General features: G+C 53.2%; 15 protein-coding genes and 1 riboswitch. Of the genes, 4 read left to right on the top strand and 11 right to left on the bottom strand.

Translation table 11 applies throughout. The features are described 5' to 3' along the window. The first annotated feature begins 29 nt into the window (after window positions 1–29). The 3 genes from NSU14_RS29945 (at window position 30) to NSU14_RS29935 (ending at window position 3,330) form a co-directional block, all read left to right on the top strand. On the top strand, window positions 30–1,298 hold the full coding sequence (locus tag NSU14_RS29945; protein WP_340948217.1) for an L-lactate MFS transporter: 1,269 nt from the start codon (window positions 30–32) through the stop codon (window positions 1,296–1,298). A 497-nt stretch (window positions 1,299–1,795) separates the two neighbouring features. Continuing rightward, window positions 1,796–2,386 carry an RNA polymerase sigma factor gene (locus tag NSU14_RS29940; RefSeq protein ID WP_340948215.1) on the top strand — a complete coding sequence of 197 codons (591 nt, stop codon included), beginning with the start codon at window positions 1,796–1,798 and terminating at the stop codon, window positions 2,384–2,386. Next, window positions 2,347–3,330, top strand: coding sequence for a hypothetical protein (locus tag NSU14_RS29935; RefSeq protein WP_340948214.1), 984 nt, complete (start codon window positions 2,347–2,349; stop codon window positions 3,328–3,330). The genes NSU14_RS29940 and NSU14_RS29935 overlap by 40 nt, the downstream gene beginning before the upstream one ends. A gap of 463 nt (window positions 3,331–3,793) precedes the next feature. On the opposite strand, the gene odhB is transcribed toward NSU14_RS29935, so the two are convergent. Together odhB and NSU14_RS29925 are read right to left on the bottom strand one after the other, a co-directional pair. Next, window positions 3,794–5,140 carry a 2-oxoglutarate dehydrogenase complex dihydrolipoyllysine-residue succinyltransferase gene (gene odhB / locus NSU14_RS29930; RefSeq protein WP_340948213.1) on the bottom strand — a complete coding sequence of 449 codons (1,347 nt, stop codon included), beginning with the start codon at window positions 5,138–5,140 and terminating at the stop codon, window positions 3,794–3,796. 58 nt (window positions 5,141–5,198) lie between these two features. Continuing rightward, window positions 5,199–8,066: a 2-oxoglutarate dehydrogenase E1 component gene (locus NSU14_RS29925; RefSeq protein WP_336101569.1), complete on the bottom strand. Its 2,868-nt coding sequence runs from the start codon at window positions 8,064–8,066 to the stop codon at window positions 5,199–5,201. Between the two features lie 517 nt (window positions 8,067–8,583). Further along, a riboswitch (cyclic di-GMP riboswitch) is annotated at window positions 8,584–8,668 on the top strand. 28 nt (window positions 8,669–8,696) lie between these two features. Between NSU14_RS29925 and NSU14_RS29920 the strand changes: the two genes are divergently transcribed. Further along, complete coding sequence (locus NSU14_RS29920) at window positions 8,697–8,846, top strand: anti-repressor SinI family protein (protein WP_083442555.1); 150 nt, start codon at window positions 8,697–8,699, stop codon at window positions 8,844–8,846. Window positions 8,847–8,994: 148 nt separating this feature from the next. Here the strand turns inward: NSU14_RS29920 and NSU14_RS29915 are convergent, their stop codons facing one another. From NSU14_RS29915 to NSU14_RS29875, 9 genes are all read right to left on the bottom strand, one after another. Continuing rightward, window positions 8,995–9,327 carry a helix-turn-helix domain-containing protein gene (locus NSU14_RS29915; RefSeq protein ID WP_042140681.1) on the bottom strand — a complete coding sequence of 111 codons (333 nt, stop codon included), beginning with the start codon at window positions 9,325–9,327 and terminating at the stop codon, window positions 8,995–8,997. 172 nt (window positions 9,328–9,499) lie between these two features. Continuing rightward, a complete protein-coding gene (locus NSU14_RS29910) occupies window positions 9,500–10,090 on the bottom strand; it encodes a TasA family protein (RefSeq protein WP_042133023.1) in 591 nt (196 codons plus the stop codon). Between the two features lie 69 nt (window positions 10,091–10,159). After that, window positions 10,160–10,756 (bottom strand): TasA family protein, encoded by a 597-nt coding sequence (locus NSU14_RS29905; RefSeq protein ID WP_042133025.1) that lies wholly within the window; start codon window positions 10,754–10,756, stop codon window positions 10,160–10,162. Between the two features lie 99 nt (window positions 10,757–10,855). After that, entirely contained in the window at window positions 10,856–11,452 is a 597-nt protein-coding gene (gene sipW, locus NSU14_RS29900; protein ID WP_336101570.1) for a signal peptidase I SipW, read from the bottom strand. A gap of 1 nt (window position 11,453) precedes the next feature. Further along, the gene (locus NSU14_RS29895; RefSeq protein WP_042133027.1) at window positions 11,454–12,743 is read right to left on the bottom strand and encodes a hypothetical protein; all 1,290 of its coding nucleotides are present in this window, start codon (window positions 12,741–12,743) and stop codon (window positions 11,454–11,456) included. A 282-nt stretch (window positions 12,744–13,025) separates the two neighbouring features. Further along, window positions 13,026–14,003 (bottom strand): aldo/keto reductase, encoded by a 978-nt coding sequence (locus NSU14_RS29890; protein WP_336101572.1) that lies wholly within the window; start codon window positions 14,001–14,003, stop codon window positions 13,026–13,028. Window positions 14,004–14,058: 55 nt separating this feature from the next. Beyond that, on the bottom strand, window positions 14,059–14,277 hold the full coding sequence (locus NSU14_RS29885; protein ID WP_340948211.1) for a hypothetical protein: 219 nt from the start codon (window positions 14,275–14,277) through the stop codon (window positions 14,059–14,061). 233 nt (window positions 14,278–14,510) lie between these two features. Then, window positions 14,511–15,074 (bottom strand): PadR family transcriptional regulator, encoded by a 564-nt coding sequence (locus NSU14_RS29880; protein WP_076243544.1) that lies wholly within the window; start codon window positions 15,072–15,074, stop codon window positions 14,511–14,513. Between the two features lie 5 nt (window positions 15,075–15,079). Further along, complete coding sequence (locus NSU14_RS29875; RefSeq protein WP_076243545.1) at window positions 15,080–16,606, bottom strand: MDR family MFS transporter; 1,527 nt, start codon at window positions 16,604–16,606, stop codon at window positions 15,080–15,082. Window positions 16,607–16,724: the final 118 nt, after the last annotated feature.

Raw genomic sequence — 16,724 nt, 5'->3', positions numbered from 1 at the left:
CGATATTAGAGAGAAAGAGGGAATCACCCATGACTACGACTACGCCAGGCAGCAAGCGTTGGCTCATCGTGCTAGGTACAGTGATTATGCAAATGGGACTGGGTACGATCTACACCTGGAGCCTGTTCAATGCCCATCTTGTCAGCAAGTTCGGCTGGGAGCTCAGCTCTGTTTCGATAACTTTTTCCATCACCAGCTTTGCCCTGGCCTTCGCGACACTATTCGCGGGGAAACTGCAGGACCGGTTCGGCCTCCGCAGACTGACCGCTGCTGCCGGAATTATGCTGGGGCTTGGTCTGATTCTAAGTTCGCAGGCCAGCTCCCTCCCGATGTTCTACCTGCTGGCCGGCGTAATTGTCGGGTACGCGGACGGAACGGCATATATTACTTCACTCTCCAACCTGATTAAGTGGTTCCCGAAGAATAAGGGACTGATCTCCGGTGTATCCGTGGGTGCTTACGGCACGGGCAGTCTAATCTTCAAATATATCAACGGCAGCCTGATTGAGTCGGCGGGCGTGTCGAATGCTTTTCTGTACTGGGGCTTCATGGTGATGATTATGATCGTAATCGGCTCAATGCTGGTCCGGGAAGCGCCAGTGGCGGCCCCGGCATCGGCGGCTATGGCTGCCGGGAATCGGGTGAAGGCTGCCGCTGGAGCCATTATTGTGCCGAAAGATTACACTGTTAAAGAAATGCTCCGCACGAAGGAAGCATACCTGCTGTTCGTAATCTTCTTCACCGCCTGCATGAGCGGCCTCTATCTGATCGGCATCGTGAAGGATATCGGTGTGCAGCTGGCCGGACTGGATGTTGCGGCAGCAGCGAATGCTGTAGCGATGATCGCCATCTTCAATACGGCCGGGCGCCTGATTCTGGGTGCATTATCCGACCGCATGAGCCGCTTGAAGCTGATTAGTGTAACGCTGGCTGTTACGGCTGTAGCGATGTTTACTCTCAGCTACGCCACCCTGAGCTACGGCATATTCTTCACCTGTGTGGCGGCGATTGCCTTCTGCTTCGGCGGTAATATTACCGTATTCCCGGCGATTGTCAGCGACTTCTTCGGCCTGAAGAACCACAGCAAGAACTATGGCATTGTCTATCAGGGCTTCGGCATCGGCGCGTTGTCCGGCTCGTTCATCGCCGCGTTCCTGGGCGGGTTCAAGCCTACGTTCATCGTGATTGGTCTGCTGTGTATCCTGGCCTGCATCCTGGCGGTTTCCCTGAAGCCTCCGGTAGCAGGGCAGGCAAAAGTAAAGGGAATGAGCCTGAAGCCTTCACGGCATACGGCTTAACCATATAGAGATTGATGTTGGCTTGAAAGAAACAGAGACAAAGAGTGTCGTAGAGAAAGAGAATGGCAGACCAAGAGTGCTGTAAAGTAAGAGAATGACGGGGAACGAGTGTTGTAGAGAAAGAGAATGACGGGCAATGAGTGTTGTAGAGAAAGAGTACTGTAAAAAAGAGTGCTGTAAAAAAGAGTGCTGAAGACCAAGAGACTGGTTTCGGAGAAGAGATGTCCATACTTCCGCGTGAGCGGAGGGGGAGGTCTCTTTTTTTCTGTGGAGAGGGGTAAGAGTCCGGAGGGGGCCGGATGAGAGGTGGAAAGTGCATAAATCAGCCTTCAATAAATCTGCTAAAGTTATATTATATTGGATTGAAAGACTACATAGGATGAAACCCGTACAACCGTTTTTACTCGAATAAAGTTGTGCCGGTAGGCACTTTTTGCAGAAGTCAGGTGTTATAGAGATATACAAGCAAGGAGGTGAGGGCAACGTCACAGGAGAATATGCCGGATATGCGGCAGGTAGAGGCGGCCATTATCAGGGTTCAACAAGGGGAGCAGGAATCCTTTGCGTTCATTGTAGATGCTTTTCAGCAGCCGGTTTACCGGTATTGCTGCCGGATGCTGGGGAACAGGCAGGATGCCGAGGATGCGGTGCAGGATGTACTGGTCAAAGCCTATCAATCCATTAGGGGGTACAAGCCCACCGTCAGCTTCTCAGCCTGGCTGTACCGGATTGCCGGCAATCATTGTCTGAATCTGCTGCGCCGGCGGCGGATGCAGGGGCACTTCCTGCGGGTGTTCCGTCCCGATACGGCGGCAGCGGCCGGTCCGGAGCAGACGCTGGAAGAGCGGCTATACAGTCCGGCGCTGGAGGCTGCACTTGGACGGCTATCGCTGGAGGAACGGAATTTGCTTGTTCTGCGGGTATTTGAAGAGCAGACCTTTCTGGAGATCAGCGCAATTCTGAATATTACGCCTAATGCGCTGCATAAAAGGATGGAGCGGATCAAACGAAAAGTGCGGGAAACGATGCAAGCGGAGGAGGGGATATCATGGAACGGGCAGGAATCGGCAATGAGTACCAAGATATAAGAGACGCTGCAGTCCGTGAAGAGCAGCTATCCGTGATTGAGGTTACTGATAGAGTTATGGTACGTGTGCGGGGGACTGAACAGAAGCGGAGTCTGCGCGGGATCAGATTCGCCGGTAAAACGGCAGCGTTCACAGGGATGCTGGTTATGCTGCTGCTGATCACAGTAACAGCCTACGCTGCCTCGGAGTATATTCAGATCCGGAATAAGGCAGGCGAGGTGAAGGTACAGCACCAGGCAGAGAACCCCAATCCGGGACCGCCGGCTGCGTATAACAAATACGCATGGAAGCTGATGGATTTTGCCAAACCGGGGGAACTGATCGCCTATTTCGTTAGAGGAGAGAAGCTTCCTGAAGGGGCGGAATCGGCACTGCAGTTTGCAGGCAAGGAGCTGCGTCTGACCGATTACCCGGCTTTCCTTGGAGAGATGAATAAATTGAAGACGCCTGTATTGCCCAAGGAAGCCGGAGGTTATGAATTTAAGTATGGCACGATACACCCCGGCTCACCCTTAGCCGCGGAACGCGATGAAAATCCGCTTTACCGTCAGACTCTTGACGAACTGATGGCTGAGGCGAAGCAGAATACCGGCCGCAATCTGTTCATGAAGGCGATCCCGTGGACCGAAGCGGCTTCTATTGGCGGCAAGTATACCAGAGAAGGGGCGGTCATCGAAATAGGGGCTACCCTGCTGCATGGAGGCAATGTGCAGGTCATGCTAAGACCGGAGGTGGCCGCAGAGAAGCTGGAGGTAGAGGGCCGTGAGATCGTATACAATCACGCCGACAAGCCAGAGGTACGGCCGGATATAAGCTACCATTACCTGAACTGGTACAACGAGCAGCAGGATGCGTATTATATTGTCACCACCTACGGTGACCGGAAGCTGACCAAGGAGCAGCTGCTGGATTTGGCGGGTGAATTGATCCGGGGCGGGCTGTAGGCGGCGGTTCTGGTGAGTGATTTTGTTAAGTTCAGTCTATACAGGCATAAATGTTGTACGTACTGCAACATTGGTTCATAAATACCGGCTGTTCAGTAGGATTGTTGTATGAAATACAACAATAGCTTCGTTAATCGGCCTGGAACGAGGGAATTGCTGCATTTTGTGCAACAATTATAGATTTAGGCCGTGTTATTGAGGGAAATGTTGTATTCTGTGCAGGATTTTAATAAGCACTCCATGTGCAAAGGATGAATCGGGCAACTCTTGCTTAAACAGCAGCCGGAAGTCCAAATATTCATCGTTGAGCAGCCAGCAGCTTAAGTGAATAGATTGAATTCAATTTAGGTATTAAAAGGTATTCAAAAAGGAATCCAAAAAGGCATCCGTAGAGCGAATACGCTCTGCGGATGCCTTTGGTGTTCATACGTATGAGGAATGAAGGATGCCGCGGGAGGAGGGCTTAGCCCTCCAACAGCAGCGCCTCTGGATCTTCCAGTAATTCCTTGACTTTGACAAGGAAGCCTACCGCCTCTGAACCGTCCACAATCCGGTGATCGTACGATAAGGCGACATACATCATCGGACGGTTGGCTGTCCGCTCTTCATCCAAGGCGATCGGACGAAGCTGGATCTTATGCATGCCGAGAATGCCGACCTGCGGCGTATTGAGGATCGGCGTAGACAGCAGAGATCCGAATACACCACCGTTGGTGATCGTGAAGGTACCGCCCTGCAGCTCCGGCAGACTGAGCGTGTTGGCGCGCGCTTTGGAGGCGAGCTCGCCGATCTTGCGCTCGATTTCCGGGAAGCTAAGCCGGTCGGCATCGCGGACGACCGGCACGACCAAGCCTTCCTTGGCGGCTACGGCAATGCCGATGTCATAGTATTTCTTCAGCAGGAGATCCTCACCGTCGATCTCGGCATTCAGCAGCGGATAAGCCTTGAGTGCGCCGATCACGGCTTTGGTGAAGAAGGACATGAAGCCGAGTCCGACCTCATGCTTCTCTTTGAAGGCATCCTTGCGGCGTTTGCGGATGTCGAGAATAGCGGTCATGTCCACCTCGTTGAAGGTGGTCAGCATGGCAGCCGTCTGCTGCGCTTCGACCAGGCGGCTGGCAATCGTCAGCCGTCTGCGCGACATGCGCTTGCGCTCGGTCGCTTTGCCGTCCTCGGCATGCGGCGCCTTGCCCGCCGGCGCGGGCGGCTTCACCGGCTCCGGCCGCGCCGCCGCCGCCGGAGCTGCAGGCGCAGCGGCCTCCGGCACGGCTGCGCCATGGCCGTTCACATCGGCCTGGCCGATCCGGCCGATGGGGTCGCGGGCACTGACCTCGCCGAGGTCGATGCCCCGCTCCCGGGCCAGCTTGCGCGCCCCCGGCGAAGCCAGGGCCGCAGAGCCCGCCGCCGCACCTTCGGAGGCGGCCGGAGCACTTGCCGCTTCCGGCTTACCGCCGTCAGAGGCGCTGCCGCCCGTCGCTGCACTTGCCGCTTCCGGCTTACCGCCGTCAGAGGCGCTGCTGCCCGTCGCTGCGCTTGCTGCTTCCGGCTTGCCGCCTCCGGCTACTGCCGCACCGTCGGCGCTGCCGATAATGCCGATAGCTTCGCCAACAGCAACGTTCTCGCCCGCCTGGCGCAGGATGGAGGAGATGACACCATCCTCCTCCGCACTGATCTCCAGGTTGACCTTGTCGGTCTCAAGCTCCGCGAGCACATCGCCCTGGCCGACAGTGTCGCCCTCTTTAACCAGCCATTTGTAGATCGTTCCTTCGGAAATGGATTCGCCCAAATCGGGTACTTTAATTTCGGACACAGGCCGTTACCTCCCCAAATATAGTAGTTTACGTTATCGAGAGACCGCCTTGCTGCTGTCAGGAAGACGGTACAGGTGCTTGTACTTGAGCGTTTAGTTTCAGGGCTTCTCTAACGATGCGCCGCTGCTCGAAGCTGTGCACATCCGCATAACCGCTGGCCGGGCTGGAGCGATCCGGACGTCCGATATACTGGACGGTAACATTCTGCGGGGCAATGGCACGCAGCCGGGGTTCGGCGTAGCTCCAGCCGCCCATATTCTTCGGTTCCTCCTGCACCCAGATGATTTCCTGCAGGGAACGGAACGAACTGAGATGTGCGCCAAGCTCACGTTCCGGGAACGGATACAGCTGCTCCAGGCGGAGAATATGCAGCCATGAGAAGTCCTGTCCGCGGGCGGCTTCCAGCTCAGTCTGCAGGTCGATGGCGACCTTGCCGCTGCATACCACCAGGCGCTTGACCTCTTCGGGCTTGCTGCCGAGCAGCGGTTCCGGAAGCACGGGCTGGAAGCTGCCGGAGGCGAGATCAGCACCGGCCGAGGTACTGCGCGGATTGCGGATCAGGCTCTTCGGTGCCATGATTACCAGCGGCCGGGCGTCGGGCTGTCCGCAGAGTGCAGCCTGACGGCGCAGCAGATGGAAATATTGGGCCGCGCAGGTCAGATTCGCTACGGTCCAGTTCTCCTCGGCGGAGAGCTGCAGATAACGTTCCAGCCTGCCGCTGGAGTGTTCCGGTCCCTGGCCTTCATATCCATGCGGCAGCAGAATCGCAAGATTGCTGCGCTGTGTCCACTTGGCGCGTCCGGCAGAGATGAACTGGTCGATAATGACCTGGGCGGCATTGGCGAAATCGCCGTATTGCGCTTCCCAGAGCACGAAGGTCTCCGGTGCGAACACATTATAGCCGTATTCATAGCCGAGTACAGAGGCTTCTGACAGCGGGCTGTTGTAGACGCCGAAGGAGGCGCGGGAATCCTTAAGCTGGTGAAGAGGGGAGAAGAGCTCCCCGCTCTCACTGTCATGCAGGACAAGGTGGCGGTGAGCGAAGGTGCCGCGCTGTGAATCCTGTCCGCTGAGGCGGATCGGCGTGCCGTCCTTCAGAATGGTAGCGAAGGCCAGGGTTTCGGCCAGCGCCCAGTCTACCCGTTCACCGTCATTCAGCGCATCCTTGCGCCGCTGCAGAATCCGCTCCAGCTTCGGATAGACTGTGAAGCCGGCCGGTACGCTCAGCAGCTCACGGTTAATCTCCTGGAGGCTGGCCAGCGGAACCGCTGTAGGGCGGTGCACCGGTGTTCCCGTATCCAGGACGACCGAAGTCTTGGACTCGGCGTTCTTCTGTTTCCCTTCCTTCATCTGCTCGAAGGCCTGCTGCAGCACACTCTCGGCCTCGGCAATCATGTTCTTCACCTCATCGGCTGTAACGACCTTCTCGCGCTGCAGGCGTTCCGCATAAACGCGGTAGACGGTAGGGTGGTTGCGGACCTTGCCATAAACCACCGGCTGGGTGGTTTCCGGATCATCCATCTCATTATGGCCGTGCCGGCGGTACCCGATCAGATCAATCAGGAAATCCTTCTTGAACAAATGGCGGTAAGCGCTGGCCATACGGACGGCAGCAATACAGGCTTCGGGGTCGTCGGCATTGACATGCACTACCGGGATCTCATAGCCCTTCGCCAGATCACTGGCGTAATGCGTGGAGCGGGAATCTTCACTTTCGGTGGTGAAGCCGATCCGGTTATTGACGATAATATGCACAGTGCCGCCATTCTGATAACCTTGCAATTTGCCGATATTAAGTGTTTCCGCAACAATGCCTTCACCAGGGAAGGCGGCATCGCCATGCATAAGCACGGCCATGGCTTTGTCCGTATTCAGCTTAGGCAGGCCTGGGGTGCCCCGTTCCTCCTGGGCTGCACGCGTGAAGCCTTCAACGACCGGATTCACGAACTCGAGATGGCTCGGGTTGTTCGCAAGCGTGATGCGGGTACGCACAGTTTCGCCTTCGCGGACGGCGCGGTCGGCGCCTAGATGGTATTTCACATCCCCGCTCCAGCCATAGGTGACACCCATGGAGCCTTCGGACGGGAAGAGCTCCTTGTTCGGCGAATGATGGAATTCCGAGAAAATAATATCATAAGGTTTGCCCAGAATGTGGGCAAGCACATTAAGTCTTCCGCGGTGGGCCATACCCATCAGGATATGCTCTGCGCCGTCATGTGCGGCAGCGCGGACAATTTCATCCAGCATAGGCACGAGGGCATCATTGCCCTCCAGGCTGAAGCGCTTCTGGCCGACGAAGGTCTTATGCAGGAAGGTCTCGAACTGCTCTACCTGAATCAGGCGTTTCAGCAGCTCTTTGCGTTCCGCATGGTTCAGTGGAGCAGGCGACGTTGTGGATTCCGCCTGGCTGTTGAGCCAGCGCAGCTCACGCTCGTCATGCACATGCCCGAATTCATAGGCAATGGTCTGTGTGTAGGCCTGGCGCATTCTGTGAACGGCATCCATAGCGGTATGCACGCCCTCAGGGGCATTCTCCCAGATCAATGAAGCCGGCAGGGCATTCAGATCTTCGCGCGTCAGCTCATAGGTCTCGATCTCCAGCCATTTCGCCATCGGGTTGGTGCTCCGCTCCAGCGGATCGATATCGGCAGCCATATGGCCGTATATTCGGATGTTAGCCATTAGCTTGGAAGCTTTAACGGCTTTCCTGAGCCACTCTGTATCTCCTGAGATGGCGGGGGGAGGCGTCTTGACGGCATCCGGAGCCAGGGGAGGCGGGCCGGATACTGTGAAGAGGTCGCGGTAATGATGCTCTACGGAAGTGGGGTCCTTGACAAACTGCTCGTATTTCTCCTGAATGTAGCCCAGATTGGGACCGTAATACTTGCTCCAGACAGATTCGTTATAGGGCTCTTTGACGGCCATGAGTAGGTCCTCCTAACGGATAAACTCCACATGCGGTATATTAGGAACACCGCTTAGCGGAGCTGCGATGTTTGCGGTTTCATTCTCATCTTATTGTGCTACTTTCCGGCAGGGTAATCAATTCATACTTTCGTGCAATCCGTTCGCAAAACGGTATGATTCAGCGGGGGATTCATACGGAACAATCATAAATTTTCCGGGTGAAGCCGGAAAAATAAAATATCGTTAAAATTAATAAAAATTAAGGGATTTAGGTGGTTGTAAATCATAGAAATGGGTAATTGTTTCTATATTGTGTTACGGGATTAATATCTATTTAGTATATTTAAACTAATTTGGACCGATTGAAGATGAATTGGAATTATTTATACAAGCTATTGGCAATTTTAGCTAAGGGTCTTCACGATTTAACATAAAAAAATTCCAGAAAACGACACACTTTTCATGTAAGATCTTGTATAATGTTATTGCGGAGAACGGTTTCATCGATTCTTTTCAGATCCTTTCATGTAAAGGGTCCAGTAAAGGGTAAACCTGCCGAAAGACAGGGGCACAAAGTCTCGGATCTAAAGTAGAAATACTATGATGGCCGGACTGCCTGGGGACGCGAAAATTCTAGGAGGAGATTTCTTGGATAAGTCCAACCAGGGGAATGACGAACTGCAGGCAGTTGATCTGGATTTAGAATGGGTGCATTTGCTAATGTCTGCTAAGCAGGCTGGCATCCAGGCAGACGAGATTCGGCGTTTTTTTACTGAAAAAGCACTCCAGGCGATGTAGGGCATTCAGCATTGTACGGATACATACAGAAGAGGGCACAGCGGTGTACACGCTGTGCCCTCTTCTGTTGGAATTTACATGTTGTTTCGGGGTCCCCGCAAAGTACCTGGGTAATCATCGAGGCTGCTGCCTCACTTTGTGGGGTATTTCAGTTATCCTTCTGCTCCAGCCGCCATTTCTGATAATCGAGAAACTCCTTGAATTCACGTTTGCTTATACCAGAGGCCATCGCATCCTGAACCAGCCTGAACCATTCTCCATCGAGAACCGGCTCTGCAGTTTCTGCAATTCCGCCATACAGTAATACGTGAATGGATACTTGGAGTGCATCGGCAATTTTTTCGATAAATTGAATGGAGGGGTTGGATTGGATATTCCGTTCGACATTACTTAAGTATGATTTCGCCACGTCAGCCTTATCCGCAAGCTCGGATAAAGAATAACCCTTCTCCAGCCGGAGCCTATGGATGCGGCTTCCCATATTATCTGACACGATTACAACGCCCTCCGTACTTTTTGTTATCAGTATAACAAAAATTCGCAAAACGGACAAAAACCCTTGTTCCTGCCAGAAGCTGGCGGGGAGAGACAAAACGGCATATCCAGCCCGGATGAGGGAGGATATGCCGTTTTGTGTATATAATTTAATAGCCTTATTTGGCTTCTCCCAAACCTTGCGTAGCATTGAATGTCCAGTTCAGCGCCAAGCCGTCACCCTGGAAGATATTCTGATCCTGGGTATTGTCAACGAATTCGAAAGCAATCTTGAAGGTTTTGGTTTGGGTAGCGGCGATGCCTCCCGGCAGTACACCCGCCGTTACGAGATCATAGCTGGAAGTGTTCTTCAGGTCCTTCAGGGAGATCTCGGACAGCACATGGCCGGCAAGCGGACCGCTGGTATAAGAGCTGTCGAGAAGTTTGATTTTGAAGTGATCTCCAAGATCCTGGCCGGCATTATCGCCCTTCGCATCAGTTACAGTGTAGCTGGTGGCCAGCGTTAGGAGTTTGATATCCAGGGTGCCGTCATTGGACAAGGTGAACGTGCGTACGGTGTAATCACCCGGTTTCAGATTGGTCAGGGCAACAGGTGTATTAAAGGAAGAGCCGAGCTTCAGCGTGCCTGCCGCGAAGGTTGCCGTGCTGGTTGCTGTGGAGCTGAAGTAAGCGAAGGTGCCCCCTCCGATTAAAGACAATCCCAGTGCTGCCGATGCTACGCCAAGACCCAATGTTTTTTTGATACCCATAATTAATTTCCTCCTCGAGTATATTATGTTTTTTTAAGATCGGTGATCAGGAATGCATATACAGATAGATTATTTGAGGGCGCCTTTTTCCTGGTTGGCTTCGAAGTTCAGGGTCAGGGCCAGTGTATCGCCTTGATAGTAGTTTTGCGGCTGGAAGGTTTCCTTGAAGGCAAACTGTACGCTCAGTTTATCTGAGGTGCCTGCTTTGATGCCCCCATTCTCTACACCAAAGATTCCGCCGAGAATTCCCTTGGCTACAAGATCCGGACTTTGCTGCTCAAGTTCGGCCAGTGAAACGACCAGAACAGGTGATGTTACCTTATCCTTGTTAACTAGGAACGTCACAATAATATCGTCTTTGAGATTATGGGCGCCGTTATCTCCCTGGGCATCTGTAATGACAGATGAGGTACGCAGAACAACTTTGGGAATATTGAGCGTTCCGTCATTTTTCAATTTAAAATCTCTTAGGATCGTATCCCCCGGTTTAAGATTGCTGAGATTGACAATAACGGAGGGGTCCGAATTAAGTAATAAAGTTCCGTTGTTAAAAGAAGCTGCAGTGGTGGAGGTACTGCTGAAGTAAGCGAAGGTTCCTCCGCCGACCAGGGTTAATCCGAGTGCTGCCGATACAACGCCGAGACCTAATGTTTTTTTAACGTTCATTTGTTCATCCCTCTCTCATCGTTCTTTTTTTGTCTTTACCTGTCTTCGGGGAAAATTTATTGTTGCTCCGCGTTTCGTAAACGGGAGAGGACAATCGGTTTATTGCACAATGTCTGGAAGGGTATCCGGTCCGCCGGTCACCGCTGGCCCTGCATTCTTCTTCTCCAGTGCCGCTACGGCTTTCCAGGAGGAATACAGTGCGTAGAGGAGCAGGAGCAGCCCGGGGATAATCATCAGCATTACGCTTCCGGCTTTGGAGACCGCAAAATTCATGGCATATCCTACATAAGGGACGGTGACGCCGGTATATTGGCCTACCACATTTGTTGAGCTGACCGCTGAGGTATCGGCTGCATCGTTATTGTCCCCCTTGGTGGTATAGCTGGCTTCACCTATGGCACTGTTTATTGAAGCATCGACCACACGGTGTGTAATCAGGAGGTTATCGGAATTCATGAAAGTAATCACATCGCCTTTTTGAAAACGGGTCATATCCCCGCCCGGCTTAATCGCTACTATAGATCCGGTCTGGATGCCCGGCTCCATGGAACCGGATAACACCGTCTTGATCTGATAGCCGAAGAAGGAAGGTTCGCCTCCGGAGGCTTTGGAGATGACTACTGCTGTTACCAGCACCAGGAAAATCATAAATATCAGTGTGGACAATGTGGTGCTGACTATCTTTTTAATGCGCATATTATTCCCCGCCTTTGCTGGTATCCGATTGTGGAGCAGGTGTAGCTGTAGGTGTAACTGTAGCTGTTGGCTGCGCGGTATCTGTACCGCTATCCGGGAGCTCCCCAGGTGAGTCTGCCGCTGGAGTCGCCTCCGGAAGATTGGCTTCCGGTGCCGGTGTGGCAGGCGGAGCGGTAACCTCTGCATCCGGTGAGGGTGCAGGAGCCGGTTTTTCTCCCTCAGGAGCTTCTATAGCAGGTTCATCGATGGTCTTATCTTCTCCAGGAATGCTGGCTGCGGGCGGATTATTCTTGGTTTGATCGTTCTCTTGTTTCTGCTTCTCCAGTGCATCCCGTTCCGCTTCCTCAGCCTTGGCTTTCTCAAGCGCCAGCCGTTCCGCTTCTTCAGCCTTGGCTTTCTCCTCCAGCGCCGCCTTCGCTTCAGCAATGTGTACCTGCTGTTCCTGCAGCGTGGAGATTGTGGACGATAGGTTGTCTCTGGAGGCTGTTAATTCTGCACTTAACTGATCGTAGCTTGACTGTAAGGCGGGAGATACATTGGGGTCTGCATTGTAGGCTCTGGCCATGAGTGAGAAAATCGGTTCCTCGGCAGGGAAGCCGAAGCTTTCTTGCCGGAGAAGCACCCGGTCAGGATTACCGGTCGGCAGCGAGCCGCCGAAATCATGAATCGTATTCAGATAATGCACAATGCCCGTTAATGTATCCGTCAGGGATTCCGACAGCACCCCGCTTTGATGGAGACCTTCCTGCAGCTGTTCGAAGAACCGGGCGTCACGGATTTCCAGGCAATTGGGTTCGAGATTAACCATATATCCTCCGAGTTGATGCAGAATGGCTGCTGCACTGCCAATTTCCTGCAGAATTTGCTGCCAGATACCTGCATTGAGGCTCAGCTGTGTATCCAGTGCGCTAACTGTATCGCTTGCCAGCCGGATTTGTTCCGAGATCTCACTGGAGATCTGATCCAGTTCCTCCGCTGACAGTTCTTCAGAGACCGGGGGAGTGTTATAGTTCCCGCTCGTAATGTGGCTGCCAAGAGAAGACTTCAGCTGGGTAATTGTGCGGACATGTCCGCTGAACTCTGACAGCAGCTGTTCGATCTGACCCGGAAATACGGAGCAGAGCCCGATAGAGGTGTTCTGTTCCTGGGAAGTGTTATACTCTCCGTAAGTACTGCCAATCTGATTGGAGGTATACATTATAAGAACAGATACAGCCACACCGGATTGCAGGATCCGAAGACCGAGTTTCGTGTATTTCCGTTTACGCCGTTTGGCGGATCTGGGGTACAAAGGTAGGCCCCCTCTCATGGCTTACTGATTGATATTCGTTATATTCGTTCTTTATTAAGAACGTCTTCGTAATGAAATCATACACTGCGCACCCGGGAAAAGAGAAATGTCAATTTCAGCGAATTGTTCGCAATAAAGCACGGATGCATCTGATTATCTTTAATTTTCTTGATATATCGCTGTTTTTCACAAATGTTCTTTATTGAGAACAAAAAAAGGTTATGCTATCCGCATAACAAATACGGATGGCATAACCTTTCCATTTGTAGTGAAGTCCGCTCCTTAAGGAAGCTTCTCTCCGCGTGAGCTGACGTACAGCTCGTACCACTCCTTGCGGGAGAGCTCAATCTTATCCGCCCCTCCGCAGGCTGCGATGCGCAGCGGATTGACGGTGCCGATTACAGGCTGGATGGCTGCTGGATGCGTCATCAGCCAGGCCAGGACGATGGCCTCAGGTGTTGTATTCTTCTCATCGGCAAGCGCCTGTACTCTGGCCGCTGTATTCACCACGTTCTCCGGCTGTCCTTCAAGCGGCCGTCCGCTGAACAGCCCCTGGGCCAGCGGGCCCCAGGCCTGAAGCTGGATGTTCCCCGCACGGCAATACTCTATTGTACCCTCAGGAAACGTAAGGTCTTTCCACTGTTCCCGGTTCACGCTGAGTACGGCATCGACCCAGCTGATCTTGGCCAGGCTCATATGCAGCTGATTGACGATGAAGGGCTCGTCACAATAGGTCTCCAGCAGTTTGATCTGGGCAGCACTCATATTGGAGACACCGAAGTGGCGCACCTTGCCGGCTGCCTTAAGCATGCGCAGTGCTTCGGCGACTTCCTCGGGGTCCATCAGCGGGTCGGGGCGGTGCAGCAGCAGAATATCAATATACTCAGTGCCCAGCCGGGAGAGCGTTCCGTCTACACTGGACAGAATATGCTCCTTGGAGAAGTCGAACATATTGGTGATATCACCCGGCTCCATCAGCCTGATGCCGCATTTCGACTGCAGGATGATCTCCTCACGCAGACCCGGACGCTCCCTGAAGATCTGTCCGAATACCTTCTCCGCCTTGCCCCGGGTATAGATATCCGCATGGTCAAAAAAATTGATGCCGATCGACAGCGCTGCATCCAGCGCCTCATGCCCCTGCTTTATGTTCTCCGCTGTAACCGGTTCATGGTCCCAGCCTCCGCCAAGCCCCATACAGCCCAGCGCAATGCGGCTGGCAGGAATTCCGCGTTTGTTAAGTGGTAACGCTTTCAGCAATTGTATCCCTCCATAAGCCATAACTTTTGAATGCTCTAAGATTAAGTGTACACTTTTAGAATCCGGTATGGTATTTTTTGTCGCTGGAGGAGCGGTGTTTCGTGCCTTCCTTATCCTTCTCCTCCTGCTTCTCGAGTGTCAGATCCTCCACCGGAATCGGATCTACATTCTGTTCGCTTTCATCAAGGTCGAATAAGCTTGGCTTGTCGGCCCTGTATTGCTCAGGGTGGTCGCGTTCGTCTCTTATCGGCTTCTTATCGTCACTATGGCTCATCTTAAGTTCACTTCCCTTTCGGAATATTTGCAGGACAAGGATGGGGAATGTGCTAGAGAATTCTCCTGAGCCTTGCCGGCAGTTTGCTCCCTAATAAACACAATTCGGGCTAATTAAACACAGGGACCTGTGATAAACCGCAGGTTCCTGTGTGAACAGGCTTTGGAAATGAAATGGAGGACTGCTCCGGCTGCCTGTAACGGCGGCGGAACAATCCTCCTGAAATGCTATACTTATTGCGGAATAATCGGGCTGCCTTTGTCACTCAGCCTGCGGGCGGCCACATCCTCATGGAGCCGCTTCAGCCATTTCAGCTCTGTCAGGCTATGCTCATACCGGCCGTACATCAGATGCAGCGCCGAACGCGGCACAATGGAGATATGCTCCTCGTATACCTGGTAGGCGAAGTTCACCTGGTGCTCCGCTTCGCGGATGCGTTCCTCCAGTAGTATCTCCACCTTCTCCTGGTCAATGTAGCGCGAGAGTGCCAAGGCCATGTACTGCGGATGATACAGGGGGTCGCTCTTCTTGATCTGCTGCAGAATGAGCTGTTCCATTAACTCCTTGCCTTTATCCGTAATCCGGTAGATGGTTTTATCCGGCCGGTCCGCGCTGCGGATGATCTCCACAGCTTCGATATGACCGCCCTCGGCCAGCTTGTCGACTGCATAATATAATGAGCCCATCTGCAGCTTAATGAACTGGTCCATCGTACGTTCCTTCATGACGAGAGTAATCTCATAAGGATGCATATCCCGTTCCAGCAGCAGCCCCAGAATCAGCAGCTTCATGGACATGGTGCTTACCTCTGCCCGGAAGCCGGAGCTGGCTGGGATTCCTTAGGCTGAATCGTCAGCCGGTCTTTGGGCATTAGCAGGACAAAGATAACGGCAAGCACCGCTGGCACGATAGCCCACATGAAGGTATGTGCGATCGAGGTAGACAGTGAATTTGTGATCTTCTCCAGCACCGGTGCCGGAATCTGTGCACGGGCCTCAGGGGTCAGCGCAGAACGCGGATCGCCGAAGGAAGAGGCCTGGCCGCCGTCTCCGAAGGCCGTGCTAAGCTCCGAAGTGAAGCTGTTGCGCTGGATAATACCGAAGATGGTAATCCCCAGCGTCATCCCGAGCGAGCGCAGGAAGGTGCTGGTGGAGGTAGCTGAACCGCGCTGGCGCATATCGAAATGGTGAATGGATGACATGCTGAGTACGGAGAAGGAGAACCCTACCCCGAAGCCGGTCAGCGCCATGAACGCATTCAGCAGCAGACGGGAAGTATCCGGTGTCAGTGTGCTGAGTGAGAAGATACCGGCAACGAAACACACTGCGGACAACAGCATGATGTTGCGGAAGCTCGTCTTGGTGGTGAGCAGACCGCCGGACTGGCTGCCGATTACCGTACCAATCATCATCGGCATCAGGATCAGACCGGAGTTGGTGGCGGAGCCGCCGTATACCCCCTGGACATAGATCGGAATGTATACCGTAGCTACGATAAACGCCGAGCCGTAGAACAAGCCGAGCAGACTGCTGGTGGCAAACAGGCGCCCCCGGAACATGTTGAACGAGATGACCGGCTCTGCCGCATTCTGCTCAATGAAGATGAAGGCAATCAGGAATACGGCGAAGCCGGCGAACAGTCCGAGAATCGTTGCTGAATCCCAGGCATACTGATTGCCGCCAAGCTCAAGCGCGAACATCAGGCAGATAATTCCTGCCACCAGCGTGAAGGCGCCGCCCCAGTCAATCCGCTGTTTGGCATGGGAGACGGATTCCTTGTAGGACGTCATAATCAGGAAGAAGGAGACGATACCAATCGGTACATTAATATAGAAAATCCAGTTCCAGCCGACGTAATCAGTGATATAAGCGCCCAGCAGAGGGCCGATTACGCTGGAGATCCCGAAGACAGCACCGAATAATCCGGTGAGCTTGCCTCTTTTTTGCGGCGGGAAAATATCAAATACAATCGTGAAGGCGATCGGCATCAGCGCACCGCCGCCAATCCCTTGGATCGCCCGGTAAATACTGAGCTGTGTGATGCTGGCCGCCGTTCCGCACAGGGCGGAGCCGATCAGGAACACGATCAGTCCGAAGATGAAGAAGCGCTTGCGTCCGTACATATCGGACAATTTGCCGAAGATGGGGGTTCCGGCCATAACCATGACCATATAAGCAGAGGTTACCCAGACGATTTTATCAAGTCCCCCGAGGTCGGAGACGATGGTGCCCATAGCTGAGGCCACAATCGTATTATCCATGGCAGACATCAGAATACCGAGCAGCAGGCCGGCAACGACGAGCTTAAGATTGCTTTCTTTAGTATGCATTTACAGACTCCTTTACGTTCAGTATTCAATGGCAAATCTTATTATATTCAAATTTGAATAGGGTGGCAATCCTTTTTTTCAAAATTAAATATTAAATAATGCTGTGGACGCAAATAAG

It is taken from the genome of Paenibacillus sp. FSL R10-2771, assembly GCF_038000205.1.
GTDB classification, from domain to species: Bacteria; Bacillota; Bacilli; order Paenibacillales; family Paenibacillaceae; genus Paenibacillus_AQ; species Paenibacillus_AQ phytohabitans.
Note: the sequence above shows the minus strand (reverse complement) of the source record. Positions and strands in the feature narration are given on the sequence as shown.

Coding starts and splice junctions, on each gene's coding strand:
- NSU14_RS29925 (WP_336101569.1), bottom strand. CDS start 8,066: ATGGCCGTCAAAGAGCCCTATAACGAATCTGTCTGGAGCAAGTATTAC.
- NSU14_RS29940 (WP_340948215.1), top strand. CDS start 1,796: ATGCCGGATATGCGGCAGGTAGAGGCGGCCATTATCAGGGTTCAACAA.
- NSU14_RS29905 (WP_042133025.1), bottom strand. CDS start 10,756: ATGAACGTTAAAAAAACATTAGGTCTCGGCGTTGTATCGGCAGCACTC.
- NSU14_RS29880 (WP_076243544.1), bottom strand. CDS start 15,074: ATGTCCATGAAGCTGCTGATTCTGGGGCTGCTGCTGGAACGGGATATG.
- NSU14_RS29875 (WP_076243545.1), bottom strand. CDS start 16,606: ATGCATACTAAAGAAAGCAATCTTAAGCTCGTCGTTGCCGGCCTGCTG.
- sipW (WP_336101570.1), bottom strand. CDS start 11,452: ATGCGCATTAAAAAGATAGTCAGCACCACATTGTCCACACTGATATTT.
- NSU14_RS29945 (WP_340948217.1), top strand. CDS start 30: ATGACTACGACTACGCCAGGCAGCAAGCGTTGGCTCATCGTGCTAGGT.
- NSU14_RS29915 (WP_042140681.1), bottom strand. CDS start 9,327: ATGGGAAGCCGCATCCATAGGCTCCGGCTGGAGAAGGGTTATTCTTTA.
- NSU14_RS29910 (WP_042133023.1), bottom strand. CDS start 10,090: ATGGGTATCAAAAAAACATTGGGTCTTGGCGTAGCATCGGCAGCACTG.
- NSU14_RS29885 (WP_340948211.1), bottom strand. CDS start 14,277: ATGAGCCATAGTGACGATAAGAAGCCGATAAGAGACGAACGCGACCAC.
- NSU14_RS29935 (WP_340948214.1), top strand. CDS start 2,347: ATGGAACGGGCAGGAATCGGCAATGAGTACCAAGATATAAGAGACGCT.